The 15654-nt window shown below is 43.3% G+C and carries 12 protein-coding genes and 1 pseudogene; all 13 read left to right on the top strand.

The genetic code is table 11. From position 1 onward, the window contains the following. Window positions 1-204: 204 nt before the first annotated feature. Window positions 205-1092, top strand: coding sequence for a patatin-like phospholipase family protein (locus tag NE473_RS05560; RefSeq protein WP_055652440.1), 888 nt, complete (start codon window positions 205-207; stop codon window positions 1090-1092). A gap of 25 nt (window positions 1093-1117) precedes the next feature. Then, the gene (locus NE473_RS05555) at window positions 1118-3535 is read left to right on the top strand and encodes an ATP-dependent helicase (protein WP_055652430.1); all 2418 of its coding nucleotides are present in this window, start codon (window positions 1118-1120) and stop codon (window positions 3533-3535) included. 183 nt (window positions 3536-3718) lie between these two features. Then, window positions 3719-4012, top strand: a complete 294-nt coding sequence (locus NE473_RS05550; RefSeq protein ID WP_002600022.1) for a hypothetical protein — start codon at window positions 3719-3721, stop codon at window positions 4010-4012. Between the two features lie 164 nt (window positions 4013-4176). Further along, window positions 4177-5568: a 23S rRNA (uracil(1939)-C(5))-methyltransferase RlmD gene (gene rlmD, locus NE473_RS05545; protein ID WP_055652431.1), complete on the top strand. Its 1392-nt coding sequence runs from the start codon at window positions 4177-4179 to the stop codon at window positions 5566-5568. A gap of 706 nt (window positions 5569-6274) precedes the next feature. Beyond that, window positions 6275-6991, top strand: coding sequence for a LytR/AlgR family response regulator transcription factor (locus tag NE473_RS05540; RefSeq protein ID WP_081035063.1), 717 nt, complete (start codon window positions 6275-6277; stop codon window positions 6989-6991). 6 nt (window positions 6992-6997) lie between these two features. After that, window positions 6998-8233 carry an ATP-binding protein gene (locus tag NE473_RS05535; RefSeq protein WP_055652433.1) on the top strand — a complete coding sequence of 412 codons (1236 nt, stop codon included), beginning with the start codon at window positions 6998-7000 and terminating at the stop codon, window positions 8231-8233. 162 nt (window positions 8234-8395) lie between these two features. Further along, window positions 8396-12058, top strand: a complete 3663-nt coding sequence (locus NE473_RS05530; RefSeq protein WP_055652434.1) for a glycoside hydrolase family 3 N-terminal domain-containing protein — start codon at window positions 8396-8398, stop codon at window positions 12056-12058. Window positions 12059-12708: 650 nt separating this feature from the next. Next, a pseudogene (locus tag NE473_RS33070) lies at window positions 12709-12894 on the top strand (hypothetical protein); the annotation flags it as partial. 256 nt (window positions 12895-13150) lie between these two features. Continuing rightward, complete coding sequence (locus NE473_RS05520; protein ID WP_256265176.1) at window positions 13151-13336, top strand: helix-turn-helix domain-containing protein; 186 nt, start codon at window positions 13151-13153, stop codon at window positions 13334-13336. Between the two features lie 106 nt (window positions 13337-13442). Then, entirely contained in the window at window positions 13443-13661 is a 219-nt protein-coding gene (locus NE473_RS05515) for a hypothetical protein (protein ID WP_242866280.1), read from the top strand. Between the two features lie 65 nt (window positions 13662-13726). Then, window positions 13727-14212 (top strand): hypothetical protein, encoded by a 486-nt coding sequence (locus NE473_RS05510; protein WP_055652438.1) that lies wholly within the window; start codon window positions 13727-13729, stop codon window positions 14210-14212. Between the two features lie 51 nt (window positions 14213-14263). Continuing rightward, window positions 14264-14758 carry a GNAT family N-acetyltransferase gene (locus NE473_RS05505; protein WP_055652439.1) on the top strand — a complete coding sequence of 165 codons (495 nt, stop codon included), beginning with the start codon at window positions 14264-14266 and terminating at the stop codon, window positions 14756-14758. 183 nt (window positions 14759-14941) lie between these two features. After that, a partial coding sequence (locus tag NE473_RS05500) for an MBL fold metallo-hydrolase (protein WP_256265175.1) occupies window positions 14942-15654 on the top strand: 713 nt, incomplete at its 3' end.

Here is a 15654-nt window from a genome sequence, read left to right as displayed (position 1 = left end):
TCTTATGACTCGTATCCAGATGCCGGCACACTGAACGATCCCTGGCACCGCCGCCCGCTGCTTTTTCGGCTGGGTACTGGCACCGCTGAGATGGAAATACGTTCTGGCGGGGGAACTCATATAGGAGGGAAGGATCAAGGGATTTTTATAAAGGGATTGACCGGGGGGAGGAAATGCAATAGAATAGGAGGCGAGGTGAATAAGATGACAGAAGGAGCTTTAGTACTGGAAGGAGGTTCCCTGAGAGGTGTATTTTCGGCCGGAGTGCTGGATGTATTTATGGAGCAGGGGATCGAGATGTCCTATGTAAACGGTGTTTCCGCGGGGTCTATGTGCGGAATGAGTTATATCAGCAAACAGATTGGAAGAACGATCCGGGTGGATTTGGACTACGTGAATGATAAGCGGTTTATGAGCTTTCGAAGTATGGTGAAGAACCGTTCGATTTTTAATTTTGATTTTCTGTTTGGAGAATTGAGTGAGACACTGATTCCGTTTGATTTTGAGACGTTTGAGGCGTCGAAGCAGCGGTTTGAGGTGGTTGCAACCCGCTGTAAGACGGGAAAACCGGAATATTTTGAAAAAGGGAAGTGTGAGGATTTCATAGAGGCGGTAAAGGCCTCCAGCAGCCTGCCCATTCTGTCACGGATGATTGATGTAGGCGGGAAGAAATATTTGGATGGCGGCTGTTCCATGCCGATTGCCTATCAGAGAGCCATCGACGAGGGATATGAAAAGATCATTGTCATACTTACCAGGAATCAGGGATACAGGAAAAAGCCTGTGGATAAATGGACGAGGCGGGCGTATGAACACTACTTCAAACCGCTCCCGCGGCTGCTTCAATCTTTGGAGGAGGCGCCGGAACGCTATAACCGGATGCAGGAAGAGATTGACGAGCTGGAAAAGGCGGGAAGGATCTATGTGATCCGTCCGGATAAGCCGGTGACGGTGTCGAGGACGGAACAGGACAGAAAGAAGCTGGAAGCACTCTATGAAGACGGACGCCGTCTTGCGATGGAACAGCTTGCAGATATTAAAAAATATCTGGGAATCGAAACAACAGGATACCCGGCTGAATCAAACCATTGATGAAAGGAAATGACGGTATACGTTTATGAGCATTTACGATACATTAAATGAAGTACAGAGAGAAGCGGTATTCCACACGGAAGGACCGCTTCTTGTGCTGGCTGGAGCCGGCTCGGGAAAAACCAGGGTTCTGACCCACCGGATCGCATATCTGATTGAGGAGAAGGGCGTAAACCCGTGGAATATTCTGGCGATTACATTTACGAATAAAGCGGCCGGAGAGATGAGGGAGCGTGTGGACAAGATTGTGGGCTTCGGAGCGGAGAGCATCTGGGTGAGTACCTTCCACTCTTCCTGCGTAAGAATCTTAAGACGCCATATCGAGAGCCTTGGCTACACGACGAATTTTACCATCTATGATTCCGATGATCAGAGAACGCTGATGCGCCAGGTTTTAAAGACGCTGGAGTTAGATACGAAGCTTTATAAAGACCGGGCGATGCTGAGCCTCATATCCACGGCCAAGAACGAACTGGTAACGGCTGCAGAGTTTGAGTTGAACGCCGGCGGCGATTTCCGCCAGAAGAAAGCAGCGCAGATCTATAAAGAGTATCAGGGCCAGCTTAAGAAGAATAATGCGCTGGATTTTGATGATCTGATTATGAAGACGGTGGAGCTGTTCCAGAATAATCCGGAGGTACTGGATTACTATCAGGAGCGCTTCAAATATATCATGGTGGATGAGTATCAGGATACGAATACCGCCCAGTTTAAGCTGGTAAGCCTGCTGGCCGGCAAATACAGGAATCTCTGCGTGGTGGGCGACGATGACCAGTCCATCTATAAGTTCCGCGGCGCGAACATCGGCAATATCTTAAACTTTGAAAAATCGTATCCGGGGGCGGCGGTGATCAAGCTGGAACAGAATTACCGTTCCAGCCAGAACATCTTAAATGCGGCCAACGAGGTAATCCGTCACAACCGCGGAAGAAAGTCCAAGACGCTGTGGACGGCCAATGAGGAAGGGCCTCTGGTACAGTATAAACAGTTTGAGACGGCCGCCGAGGAAGCGGATGCCATCGTACGCGATATTCAGAACAGCGGATGCGGCTACCAGGACTGCGCGGTTCTTTACCGGACCAACGCCCAGTCCCGTCTTATCGAGGAAAAATGCCTTCAGCGCAATGTGCCGTACCGTATGGTGGGAGGCGTGAACTTCTATCAGCGAAAGGAAATCAAAGATATCCTGGCGTATTTGAAGACGATTGACAACGGCCGGGATGACTTATCTGCCCTCCGTATTATCAATGTTCCGAAGCGGGGAATCGGAGGAACCAGTGTGGGAAAGGTACAGGCGTTTGCGTCGGAGCATGATTTCAGCATGTATGACGCATTCTGCCGCGCCCAGGCAGTTCCGGGACTGGGAAAGGCTGCGGATAAGATACTTAAGTTTACGGCGCTGATTGAGGATTTCCGTGAGAGAATCCGCTATGAGGATTACTCGATCCGGGAACTGATTGAAGATGTGCTGGACGAATCCGGGTATCAGAAAGAGCTGGAGGCTGAGGGCGAGATCGAGTATCAGACCCGTCTGGAAAATATCGAGGAGTTAATTAATAAAGCGGTCAGCTTTGAGCGGGATCACGACGAGGGAACGCTCTCCGAATTTCTGGAGGAGGTTGCACTGGTTGCGGATGTGGACCGTATGGATGACTCGGAAAACCGGGTGACGCTGATGACGTTACATAGTGCTAAGGGACTGGAGTTTCCGAGAGTCTATCTAAGCGGCATGGAGGATGGCCTGTTCCCGAGCATGATGTCGATCTCATCGGACGACAAGGAGGAGATCGAGGAAGAGCGGCGTCTCTGTTACGTTGGAATTACCAGGGCGCAGGATTTCCTGATGCTGACCGGGGCGAAACAGCGAATGATCAATGGGGAGACCCGTTATTCGAAGACCAGCCGGTTTGTCGATGAGATCCCGGCTGATTTGCTGGATTGTGATAAGCTGGAGCCAAGGCTGTCCTCCTTCCGGAAATCGTCTGACGGTTACGGTGACTCGCGCGCGGAGCGTGTGAGTGATCGTTTTGACGACAGCGATTTGCCCTGGGGCCAGGGCGGCAAAAATGCGAGAGGCGGCAGCTCCTGGGGCGGTTCGGGAGCCGGAGCCGCGGGCAGCGGAGGCGGTGCTTCCGGCGGTCAGAGACCGACCACCTGGGGGAATAAGGCCGCCGGTGTCAGCAGCTTCGGACCGGGCAGCAATGCCTATGCTTCCAAAACTGCGTCACCGGTTCAGAAACCGGCATTCGGAAAGGCGTTTACCGTACAGAAATCAGGTGCCCTGGATTATAAGGAAGGCGACCGTGTCCGCCACATAAAGTTCGGTGAGGGAAATGTGGTGGAGATCAAGGATGGCGGAAAAGACTATGAGGTTACGGTCTGTTTCGATAAGGCAGGGATCAAGAAGATGTTCGCGTCCTTTGCGAAGCTGAAACCGGTCTGATCGATGGCTCGCAGGAGAAGAATCCAGGAAATCAAAAGCGTTATAAAAATTGAAATAAATAAAAATGATCAAAAAAGATAGTAAAAGCATAAAGATAATGGTATAATAAGAACGACAGACAGAAAGATTTCGTTTCTGCCGCATATTTATAGGAAACAGGCTCTCAGAAAGGACGTGGATGATATGAACAGATTCGATACGATGAGCAAAGAAGCTATGAACAGAGTAGAGGAACTCGTAAATTCAAGCAGACTGAACGAGTTGCTGCACAAGAGAGAAGAAGACGAAAAGAAGAAAAACTGTATTCTCTGGATACTTGCCATCATTGGTGCTGTAGCGGCAGTCGCCGGTATTGCGTATGCGGTTTACCGTTTCTTCACACCGGATTATTTAGAAGATTTTGAAGATGATTTTGACGATGATTTCGATGATGATTTCTTCGAAGATGATACACCGGGCGAGGGTTCTGAACAGTAAGAAGGACAGTTAGAAAAAGGAAGCGTGCCTCAGCGATTGAGACACGCTTTTTGGTGTCACAGGAAAGGGTTCCTGTGATGTCAGAAGCCCTTTGGGCGGAAGCGCGCTGCGGCGGTAAGAATGGAAGCCGGTTTTGGCAAACGGCGGACAGCGGTTGATAATCAATGAGAACAGGAGCAGAGAACGTGAAAAAAGGCGAGATATATGAAGGTACAATAGAGAAATTTGATTTTCCGGATAAAGGGACGCTGGTGACGGAATCCGGAAAAATCACGGTGAAGCACGCGCTTCCGGGGCAGAAGGTGTCTGTGATGATTACGAAGAAGCGGGGCGGACGGCTGGAAGGTAAGATTGTGGAGGTGTTAGAAAAGTCACCTCTGGAGACTGCGGAAAAGCCGTGCGTCCATTTTGGAACCTGCGGCGGATGCATTTATCAGACGATCCCTTATGAGAAGCAGCTGGAAATAAAGGAAAAGCAGGTGAGGAGTCTTCTTGACAGTGTCTGCGCTTCCTATGAATTTGAAGGGATTCTGGCGAGCCCGCAGCCCTGCGGATACCGGAATAAGATGGAGTTTTCGTTTGGAGATGAGTTTAAGGACGGGCCGATGGCGCTGGGGATGCATCGGCGCGGAAGCTTTTACGATGTAGTGACCACCACAGACTGCCAGATCGTAAATTCAGATTTCTGTGAGATTTTGAAGGCCTCCAAGGATTATTTCGAGGAACTGGGGCTGGGATTTTATAAGAAAATGCAGCATACGGGATATCTGCGCCACCTGCTGGTGCGCCGCGCGGTAAAGACGGGGGAAATACTGGTGGATTTAGTGACGACAAGCCAGGAAGAACCGGATTTGATGCCATTTGCGGAGCGTCTGCTTTCTCTTCCGTTAAACGGCCGGATCGTCGGAATTCTGCATACATGGAATGACAGTCTGTCGGACGCGGTGAAGAATGATAAGACTGATATTTTGTATGGACAGGATTATTTTTATGAGGAGCTGCTGGGATTAAAGTTCAGGATTTCACCGTTCTCTTTCTTCCAGACAAACTCTCTGGGGGCAGAGGTGCTGTATGAGAAGGCCAGAAGCTATGTCGGAGACACAAAGGACATGGTGGTGTTTGATTTATACAGCGGGACGGGTACGATCGCCCAGATGATCGCGCCGGTTGCCAAAAAAGTGGTCGGAGTGGAGATTGTGGAGGAAGCCGTGGAGGCCGCAAAAGAGAACGCGAAGATGAACGGGCTGGAAAACTGTGAGTTTATAGCAGGGGATGTGTTAAAAGTCATCGATGAGATTGAGGAGAAGCCGGATTTAATCATTCTAGATCCGCCGCGAGACGGGATTCATCCGAAGGCGCTGGGGAAGATCATTGACTATGGCGTGAACCGGATTGTGTATATTTCCTGTAAGCCGACGAGCCTGGTGAGGGATCTGGCGGTGTTCCAGGAGAGAGGGTACCGGGTGGAGAAGGTGTGTGCGGTGGATATGTTTCCTTCTACGGGGAATGTCGAAGTGTGCTGTCGGATGTCGCTTGTGGATGAAAAGGAAAAATAGAAGAAAAACCACAAGATATAGTGGTTTGGGACGGAAAAGTAGCTGGAATTCGAGCGAAAATGAGCTGTGTTTTATGAGGCTGAAAATGGCAAAATGTGGATGACATACCCCGGTTCGAGGATTTTGAACCGGGGTTTTGCTGTGTTTAAAGAGGAAACGTGATAACCAAAAAGTTTTAAGAAAGTGGTGATATAGAGCCTTTTAGTAATTTATAATAATAGTTCCTGTTACATGAAATTTAGTACTACTGCTGTTTACCAACAATACTAATTGTATAATGTGAATATTTGTTTAGTGGATTATTTTGTGGTGATTTAATTTTACATCAAAAAGGAATAGGATTCCTTAAATTTGGGAGGATTTTTTATCATTTTTATAACAAGGCAGATATAATAAAAGTTCTGTGGATTAAACTGCGGAAACTCAAGATAGCATATGGTTGCCTTTTCTCGACGCTATGATATACTAAATGTATAAAAAATCAGAAACATTCATACACCAGCGTGTACAATATTAATTATTCTATGGGGTAAGTGAAATGTTGATTTGATGGCTATAGAAGTAGAGATATTTTAGAAAGAGGAATTCCCCCAAATCAATTTTGCATGATGGCAGCAGAGGAAGCCGATAGAAAAAGAGGAGGATGTATGCTTCTGATAGGAACGCAGAGACAGACGAATTACCTGATTGATTTCCAGGAGGGGTTATGTATCATTTTGCAATTTGTGAAGATGAAAAAGAATGCTTGAATTATTTAGCTGTACAGATTATAGAGGCGTTTAAAGAATGTGGAGAAACTATTGCTCTGGATCAATATAGTGGAGGCCGGAACTTGATTGACGCGGTCATGCAGGGAAGGAACTATGATGTATTGTTTCTTGATATTGTTATGCCTGATATGGATGGTTTCGAAATCTGCAGAAAAATTCGGACATGGGAATCTGATACGCTAGTGGTATTTATCTCATCCAATGAGGAATTGGTATTCCAGTCTTTTGAAGTGCAGCCATTTAATTTTTTGAGAAAAAATAAAATAAATACGGAGATAGGTATAACTGCGAAAGAAATACAGCGAAAGCTGAAACAGAAGAGTATTGATAAGGTGACTATTATAGAAGAACGGAGTGGTAAGTTACATATACTGCCGCTTAAGGAAACTCTTTATGTGGAAGCACAGCTGCGATGCTGTAGAATAAGATTAAAAGAGGAAGAAATTATCGTACGAAGCCATTTCAGCAGTTTGGAAAAACAGTTGATTTCCTGTGGTTTTATTAAAGTACATCGAAGTTATCTGGTAAATTACCGGTATATTTACCGCATTGAAAACCAGGAGATATTATTAGATGGAGGAATCCGGGTTCCGATCAGCCGAGATCGCATTGGAGATGTAAAAATGGAATTTATGATATGGAACAGGAGATAGTACAGAATGTGGAATGCAGTAGAGCCGGTAATAAAGTATATTTATTTGTTATTCGCCCTGAAGAGTATATTAACCAACAAACGGGATAGAAATAAAATGGAAGTCGTGAGATTATTTTTATACGGAATTGTGGTGATGGCAGGAATTGAATGGATTACACAGTTGACGTTTGTTGCAAAACACTCCTATTTTGTTTTTTTGATACTGATGCTCCTTGGAACGCTGTTTTGGGTATTTATCACCAATAGAAACTGTATAAAACTTGCACTGCCATATATTTGCTTTTATATAAACTTTATTGTGTGTATTCGGGTATTTTCTGAAAGTGCGATGGGAACAGGATTGGAATCCACAGTAATCGCAGTCCTGATGTTGAGTTTGATTAACTTATTCTTTAGTAAAAATAGAATAATGGAGTTAACTTACGTTACCAAAACTCAGTATATGATTATTTTAGCAGCACCAGGTATGTTGTTTATCTCTTATGAATTTTGGAGAATTTATGGCCGTTTGCAGTTGTCAGAATTAAAATGGGTTGCATTGTGCCATTATTGTTTGAATTTATTGATGGTGTATCTTGTCACTGCAACTGTGCGTGAATATCAGGAAGTAATACGGCTTGGAATCATTAGTAAAAAACGTGAGTTTGAATTAGCGGAACAAAGGATTAATGCCGGATTGGTGCGCGAGTACGGTTTTATCAGGCATGAGTTTAAAAATATTTGTTTTCGTATGCAGGTGCTGCTAAAAGAAAAGAGGTATGGGGAACTGGAAAAACTTATAACCAACTATGCTGGTGAAAAATTAGAGCATAATGAATTGATCAACACGGGAAATCACATGGTTAACGTGATTCTTTCTCAAAAAATACGGGAAGCGAGGCTATATGATATTAATATTGTTACTAAAGTCTTATTAAATGAGACTCTGCCATTATCTGATGATGAAATTGGAACTATATTATCAAATTTAATTGATAATGCAATAGAGGCCAGTAAAAAAGAACCGGAAAAAGATATACGGATTGAAATAAATTCGGTAAAAGACTTTATTCAAATAATGGTTAAAAATAAGGTTAGTTATGATATCTTGGAAAAAAATCCATATCTTAGGACAACAAAAGAGGATGCCAGATTTCATGGAATAGGTTTGTCAATTATAAAGGAGATTGTGAAACAACACAACGGGAAATTAGAATATCGGATGAATGGTGGTTATTTCGAGATAACTATTTATTTATAGTTGCATTACAATTCATGTCTCTGTACATACGGTTCGTGTCAAAATTGTTGAAAATGCATAAAAATGTAGATATAATCCAAACGTGATTAAGCGAAAAGCTTACAAAACCCGGGGAAAATATCACGTTTTATGTAAAAATAACACGAGCGGAGGTACATAGCAATGAAAAAAGGGTTGAGGCGGATTATGGCAGCATCATTGACCATATCGATGGTAATCTGCAATGGGCCAGCAGCCGAGATTATGGCGGCTCCAAAAAAAACTGCGGATACAGTAACATTTCCAAACGTTTATCCAGATTCCGCAATAATTAAATTGTCAGGCGAAGAACTGGAGAATACTGTAACAGCTCTTCTGAATACAATGACAGTGGAGGAAAAATACTCTTTTCTAGGTGGAAATGGCACAGGAGATGAGGGAAATGCAGGCTATTTGGATGGTGTCCCAAGACTTGGTGTCCCACAGTCAAAAATGTATGATGGACCGGCTGGTGTTTTATCTCTGTATGATACGACAAATCCACCTCAGGAACAGATGCTGGCGGCAACATGGGATACAGAACTGGCATATAAATATGGCGAAATTCATGGAGCGGAGAATAATGCGATTGGCGGTAATATGCAGTTAGGCTCCCAATTTGACATTATGAGAAGCCCTTATTTTGGAAGAGCGAAAGATCAGATGGGAGAAGACCCGTATTTATTATCCACCTTATCGGCACCTTTAACAGAGGGAATTCAGGATCAAAATGTTATAGCTGTCGGAAAGCATTTTGCTGCATTTTCACTCGATGCGAGCCCGGGAACGAAAACAAATGTAGATGTTTCAGAGCAGGCACTGCATGAGACTCATTTGCCGGGATTTGAATCCGCGGTTTTAGAAGGCGGACTTTTGGGGATGATGTCGGCTTATAATGCGATTAACGGTACTTATGCTTCTGCACATTCCTATCTGCAAAATGAAGTTTTACGCGGTATGTGGGGATTTTCTGGATTTACGATAACAGACTGGGGCGGAAATGATGGAAATACGATTGCAGCAGGAACAGATATCGAGATGCCCAGTCTCAAAAATAACAGCCAGGAAGAATGTGAGAAGTTAATAGCTGAAGGCAAATTAACTCAGGAGCAGGTCGATGCTTCAGTTGAACATGTTCTGACGGCATTGGGAAAGGCCGGTTATCTCGGATTGGTTCAGATTGGAGAAGATGGATTGGCGAAAGAAGAGCCTGGCCGTACAGAGATTATAAAGCTCAAGGTAGATTTAGATGAACTGGAAAAGGTAAGAGTTAAGAGCAACAAATCGGCCCTTGAAATTGCAGAAAAGGGTGGGGTATTATTAAAGAATGAGGAAAGTACATTGCCGCTAAAGACTGGAAATACAACGGCTGTGATTGGTTTGGCAGGCATGCGCTTAAAATCAGGAGTTGGAGGAGAGCGTTCTTCAGGTACAATCAGCGAGATGACCAGTCCATATGAGGCATTAAGTGAGCTGTTGGGAAAGAAAAATGTTGAAGGACAGGTCGCTTTAGATTCAGTAGGGACGATTATTCCCAACAAATACCTTTATACTGCTACAGCATCAAATGCAGAGAAAGCTACATTATCAAATGCTAAAAAGGCAACATCATCGAATGCAGAAAAATCAAAAAAATCGAAAGCAACATCATCGAATGCACAAAAAGAGAATCATACATATGCAACAACATCAAATGCAGATAAGACCAGTCAGTCCGAGAGCAGCAGGAGGGGAGCTGATCGTTTTGCAGAAGAAAACACTGCTATAGATGGATTATTGCATGGTGTGATCAGAACGTATGGCGTTGCCAAAGAAGAAGGTAATGACGAGGAATTTCAGGGACAGTGGAGACCATCGGGCAGCGTTTCGGCTACTGAGATGGAAGGACATGAGACAGGTACGTATGCCGCAACAGATAAAGAAATTAATTTTACCGTAGGAACGATTGACGGAAAACCAAATAAATACTATTTGGCAAAGTTTGCTGATGAAGGTACAGCGAATTCCTTTACGAAGGCATCAGGTTCTGCATATACCTGGACTACTTATTTAAAGGCACCTGAAGATGGAGAATACAGCATTATCTTTGGAGGGATTGGTGGAGAAGCAGCTGCAACCATACAAACGGGTACAGATGCCGAAGGGAATAAAATAACAACATCACTTGGTATTTCCAATATTAATCAGGGCACTCAATGGGCTACAGATACATGTGGCGACACGGGAACTATTTTAAGTTCTGCAGATGTAACATTGGAAGCAGGAAAATTCTACGAAATCGTAGTAAAAGGAGTTGCAACTCTGGAAGAAAAGGATCTGCAGATTACATTATCCTGGATTACCCCATCTCAGAGAGTAGAAAATTATGAAAATGCAATAAAGGCAGCGGAAAAGAACGACACTTCTGTGGTATTCGCATATAATACAGCTGACGGGCTGGCTAAAACGAGAGAAGACTGTACTCTGGCGCTTCCGGAAGAACAGGAACAACTGATTCTTGATGTTGCAGAGGCAGCTCACGAAAATGGGCATAGAGTTGTTGTAGTTTTAAATAACTCTACCCCTGTAACCATGGGAAATTGGTTGGATGAGGTCGATGCTGTTTTGGAAATGTATTATCCTGGACAGAAAGGCGGCGTGGCTACTGCTAATTTGCTTACCGGAAAGGTGAACCCGAGCGGAAAACTTGCTTTTACGATTCCGAAAGATGATTTAGAAACTTTAGATACTTATACAGAAGAGATATTTGAGACACAGCAGGTTCAGAACAGTACCGTAGATTATTATGAAGGGATTCTTACAGGATATAAATGGTATGATGCAAATGAGATTGAACCTCTATATGACTTTGGCTATGGTTTATCTTATACGGATTTTGCATACTCAGACTTAAAAGTGACGGAGAAACGGGAGAATGGTGAAAAGGCCGGGTTTGACGTTTCTTTCAAAGTTAAGAATACAGGGGAGGTAAAGGGGGCAGAGGTTGCCCAGGTTTATTTGGGTGAAGCAGAAGTTCCGGATGGAGTACAGATGGCTAAATATGCTTTGGCCGGTTATTACAGAACGCCTGAGTTAAAGCCCGGTGAGGAGAAAGAAGTAACCGTACATATTAATGAAAGGAGCCTGTCTTTCTGGAATACAGATGGAGAACTTCAGGATCAGAGCGACGGAACAATCGGTAAATGGAAAGTTGCAGAAGGAACAAGAATTATCTATGTTGGAGCAGCTTCAGACAATCTCTTATTAGAGCAGAAAGTAGAAGTAAAATCAGCAGACTCAAACAGTTCTGATAATTCAAATAATTCCAATAACTCGGGTAATTCAGGCAACTCTGCGGTGGGTTCCGGCTCTGTGACAGGAAGTTGGAAACAGGATATGAACGGTTGGTGGTACAGCTATACAAAGGGAGGATATGCCTCTGGTAAGTGGGAAAAGATTCAGAATAAATGGTACTACTTTAATGAAAAAGGCTATGCTGTTACGGGCTGGCAGTTGATCAACAGCAACTGGTATTACTTTGACACGACGAATTGTGATATGATGACTGGTTGGTTACAGTGTGCAGAGGATAATTATTGGTATTATCTGAACTCAGAAGGAGCAATGGTGACCGGATGGCAAGAGATTAATAAAAAGTGGTATTACTTTAACAGCTCTACAGCAAATCAAGCAACTTATACATTCAATGGGGAAAATGGAACATGGATGTATTCTAATGATTCAATTATTCCGTATGGAGCGATGTATGAGAATCGAGAAACTCCAGATGGGCACTATGTAAATTCGAATGGTGAAAAAGTGAATTGATTGTGCTTGCAGTGAAAAGATGCCGGGCTTATTCAGTTCGGCATCTTTTATAGGCAATGCCAAATAATAACGCGGTAAAAATTAAGATTACCCCAACCCTTTGCGAGTTGGAGTAATTCACTATAATCATCATCTTGTCTATCTGGGTAGCCTGTTATCGGAAAGAGAGGTTACCCCTCTGAGTCCAGCCACCCTTGTCTCCTTCTGTATCACAAATTCAGGTGAGCGTGAGATGTTGTTGGCAATATGGCCCACATCTTCAGGAAGCAATTCCAGGTCCTGTCTTCGCAATATTATCTGGCGACCGGACTGGCTGTGAAGGCCATGCTGCTATCCATCCTCCGCCCGCTCATGCTGATGGTTCCCCTGATCCATACCTTCTCCCGGATTTGGGGAATGGACGGCATTTTATATGCAAGTCCCACAGCCGACTATTTGACCGCGCTGATTGTGGTAGCGCTGCTGTGGCACGATAGAAAGAAGCAAATGAAAAGAGGTGATAATTGATGGCGGATATTCTTGTCTACGGGCTGACCCCAAACAATTTGAAACACGTCACATTCCGTATTCCAAAGGAAAAATCACGGTGTTCACCGGCGTATCCGGCTCCGGCAAGTCCAGCATCGTGTTCGATACCATCGCTGCCGAAATGCGGCGGCGTTCGGTATAACGAGGAGGCCCTTGCCTGTACTTACAAGGGAAAGAATGTTGTGGAGCTGCTGGGCCTGAAGGCTTCCCAGGCACTGGAGCTATTCGAGGATGCCAAAATTAAAAAACACCTGAAAGTGATGGAACAGGTTGGTCTTTCCTACTTGACGCTGGGCCAGCTTCTCAGTATCCCCCCTTTTTGAAGGCCCTGTCAATCGGTTATCCGACGGTTTTAAGGTGATGCTTTTAAACTGTTGAGGTTCTATCCTATCAGTACCAATAATGAGAGGACAGGCTTCTTTCTATTAAGTATAATAAAAGTTACAGAGATAGGGCCATAGAAAGGAAAACCATCTGCAACGCCGGCAGGAGCCGATTGATCCGCGGGAGATTTCCGAGATTGCAGGCTGTTCCTTAGGCTTTTTCTAAAAGGTTTTTTCCTATATGAACGGCATTAGCCTCTCAGATTATATCCGTTCCAGAAAAATGACTTTAGTTGGCTATGACTTAAAGAGTACGGATCAGCGAGTGGTGGATGTGAGCTGTCAATATGGGTATGACTCGTCCACTTCCTTTACAAAAGCATTCCAGCAATTTCATGGGATAGCGCCAAAGGACGCGCGGAATTAGAATGCCAGATTACGGGCGGTCCCGAAAATGTGGATTTCGGTCAAGCAACAGTATATATGGAGACTGGAGCAAAAAGGCAGTTTTCGCCTGATTGGAAAAAGCATTCGTGTATCTCGCAGAAATGGAAAACACTATACAAAAATACTTGATGGAGACTATCGGCAAGACAGAAGCTATGGCCATCTCAAAATGGCTGCCTAAGTCGAACTACCGGCCGCTGAATAAGGGTTATCTCACCGGCAGAATGAAATCCGGCGCACCGGATATTGAATACTATGGAAAAGATGGGCTTGTGGAAGTCTGGATCGCAGTGAGAGAGAACTGATAATTAAGATGCCTTTGACGGAAAAAGCGCAGCTTCACAAATCGAAATTTGGGAGGAAAAAGATAATGACAAAAGAAAAGGCTTCATTCAAAGAATTTCTATTGGCAGTTGCGCCAGAACACCAAGCGTTTGTCGAGAAACTTAATACCAAACTTATTGAACAGGGCTGTGTTCTTGTCATTAAGGAAGTAAAAAGCGGTTACGCTGCTTCATATCAACTTGAGAAGAAAACAGTAATGAATTGGGTGTTTCGCAAGTCTGGTATTTTGGCACGGATTTACGGTGACAATGCTGGTAAGTATGAGGATACAATCGCTTCTCTGCCTGCTGATATGCAAAAGAAAATGACTACTTCTCGTGACTGCAAGAGACTAATTGACCCTAATGCTTGTAGCGATACCTGTGTTAAAGGTTTTATTTATACCTTGAATGGCGTTACACATAAAAAATGCCGTAATGACGGAATGTTTTTTCTGCTGACAAATGAAACAGCGGAACAGATAGCAGAGTTGGTCTGTGCAGAGGTTAATGTGCGTAAGCCAGCTTTATAGCGTCAGAAAAGTTAATATTAATAAATTTGAAGTTATTTGAGGGACAGAATAATGAGAATTGAAACAGAGCGACTTAATATTATAGCACTTACTCCAGAGCAGCTTGAACTATGGACGTATAACATAAGAGAGCTTGAAAAGGAACTACTATGCTCATACAAGGCGGAACCAATGGAAGGCTTGTTTCGTGAAATTGTATGCGGACAAGTAGAAAAGGCTCAAAAAGACCCTGCCAATTATCTATGGCACACTTTTTGGTTTGTTGTTAGAAAATCGGATCATTGTGTAGTCGGGTCGATTGATTTTAAGGATATTCCTAATAGTAATGGAGAAGTTGAAATAGGCTATGGCTTAGGACATGATTTTGAGCATAACGGTTATATGACAGAAACGGTTCAAGCGTTTTGTAATTGGGCTTTGAAGCGGGACGAAGTAAAACATATTATTGCTGAAACAGATGTTGATGGTGCTTCATCGCAAAGAGTACTGATAAGATGTGGCTTTAAAGAATATGCCAGAAAAGATACTATATGGTGGCGGTTATAAGTTTCAGTTTGTCGTGCTGATTTATCCTCGCCTTATTTGTAAAGTACACATTTTTAATATAAGGGAAATTGAGACAAGATCATAATAGAGAGTATTTAGATTATCGGGCCTGTGCTGTCAGGTGGGAAGGAACTTAGGCGGATAAGGTGTACTCGACAAATTAGAATTTGTAAAGGAGATTTTATGAGAATAATTTCATTAGTTGAAAATACGACGAAATCAGAACTTAAAACAAAACACGGACTTTCCTTATATATTGAAACAAAATCACATAAAATTTTATTTGATTTAGGTTCAGATAGCACATTATTTGAAAATGCTATGAAAAGAAATATAGATATTTCAAAAGTGGATACTGTTATTATTTCTCATGGGCATTTTGACCACGGAGGAGCATTGCAAAAGTTCTTGGATATTAATTCTGTGGCAAATATCTATGTACAAAAGGAAGCCTTTGAACCACATTACAGTAAAACCTTATTTCTTAAAATACCAGTTGGAATTGATAGTCAGCTTAAATCTAACAGGCAAATCAAACTATTGAATGGTAATTATAAAATTGATGAAGAATTATCGTTATTCACAGTAAGTAAAACAAATAAATTTTATTCCCCTGCCAATAATGCTCTTTATGATAAAAAGGGCAAAGATACCTTTGGACACGAACAAAACTTGATTATTTCAGAAAATAAAGTAGTAGTTATTATGGGGTGTGGGCATGCTGGTGTTGTAAATATTATGGAAGAAGCAAAGAAGTATCAACCACATTTGATATGCCCCCTGTCAAGTAGACAGGTGAAATATTTAAAACGAGGGGCTGATGAACGGCCACATTTTGTGGCCGTTTTTCTATGCACACCATTTTTCTTTATATTTTTCGATTCGCTTGTTTTTAG

The organism is Hungatella sp. SL.1.14 (genome assembly GCF_024460495.1).
GTDB classification, from domain to species: domain Bacteria; phylum Bacillota; class Clostridia; order Lachnospirales; family Lachnospiraceae; genus Hungatella; species Hungatella hathewayi.
The sequence above is the reverse complement of the archived record's forward strand: the minus strand, read 5'-3'. Positions and strand labels throughout refer to the sequence as shown.

Coding starts and splice junctions, on each gene's coding strand:
- NE473_RS05560 (WP_055652440.1), top strand. CDS start 205: ATGACAGAAGGAGCTTTAGTACTGGAAGGAGGTTCCCTGAGAGGTGTA.
- NE473_RS05555 (WP_055652430.1), top strand. CDS start 1,118: ATGAGCATTTACGATACATTAAATGAAGTACAGAGAGAAGCGGTATTC.
- NE473_RS05550 (WP_002600022.1), top strand. CDS start 3,719: ATGAACAGATTCGATACGATGAGCAAAGAAGCTATGAACAGAGTAGAG.
- rlmD (WP_055652431.1), top strand. CDS start 4,177: ATGAGAACAGGAGCAGAGAACGTGAAAAAAGGCGAGATATATGAAGGT.
- NE473_RS05540 (WP_081035063.1), top strand. CDS start 6,275: ATGTATCATTTTGCAATTTGTGAAGATGAAAAAGAATGCTTGAATTAT.
- NE473_RS05535 (WP_055652433.1), top strand. CDS start 6,998: ATGTGGAATGCAGTAGAGCCGGTAATAAAGTATATTTATTTGTTATTC.
- NE473_RS05530 (WP_055652434.1), top strand. CDS start 8,396: ATGAAAAAAGGGTTGAGGCGGATTATGGCAGCATCATTGACCATATCG.
- NE473_RS05520 (WP_256265176.1), top strand. CDS start 13,151: ATGAACGGCATTAGCCTCTCAGATTATATCCGTTCCAGAAAAATGACT.
- NE473_RS05510 (WP_055652438.1), top strand. CDS start 13,727: ATGACAAAAGAAAAGGCTTCATTCAAAGAATTTCTATTGGCAGTTGCG.
- NE473_RS05505 (WP_055652439.1), top strand. CDS start 14,264: ATGAGAATTGAAACAGAGCGACTTAATATTATAGCACTTACTCCAGAG.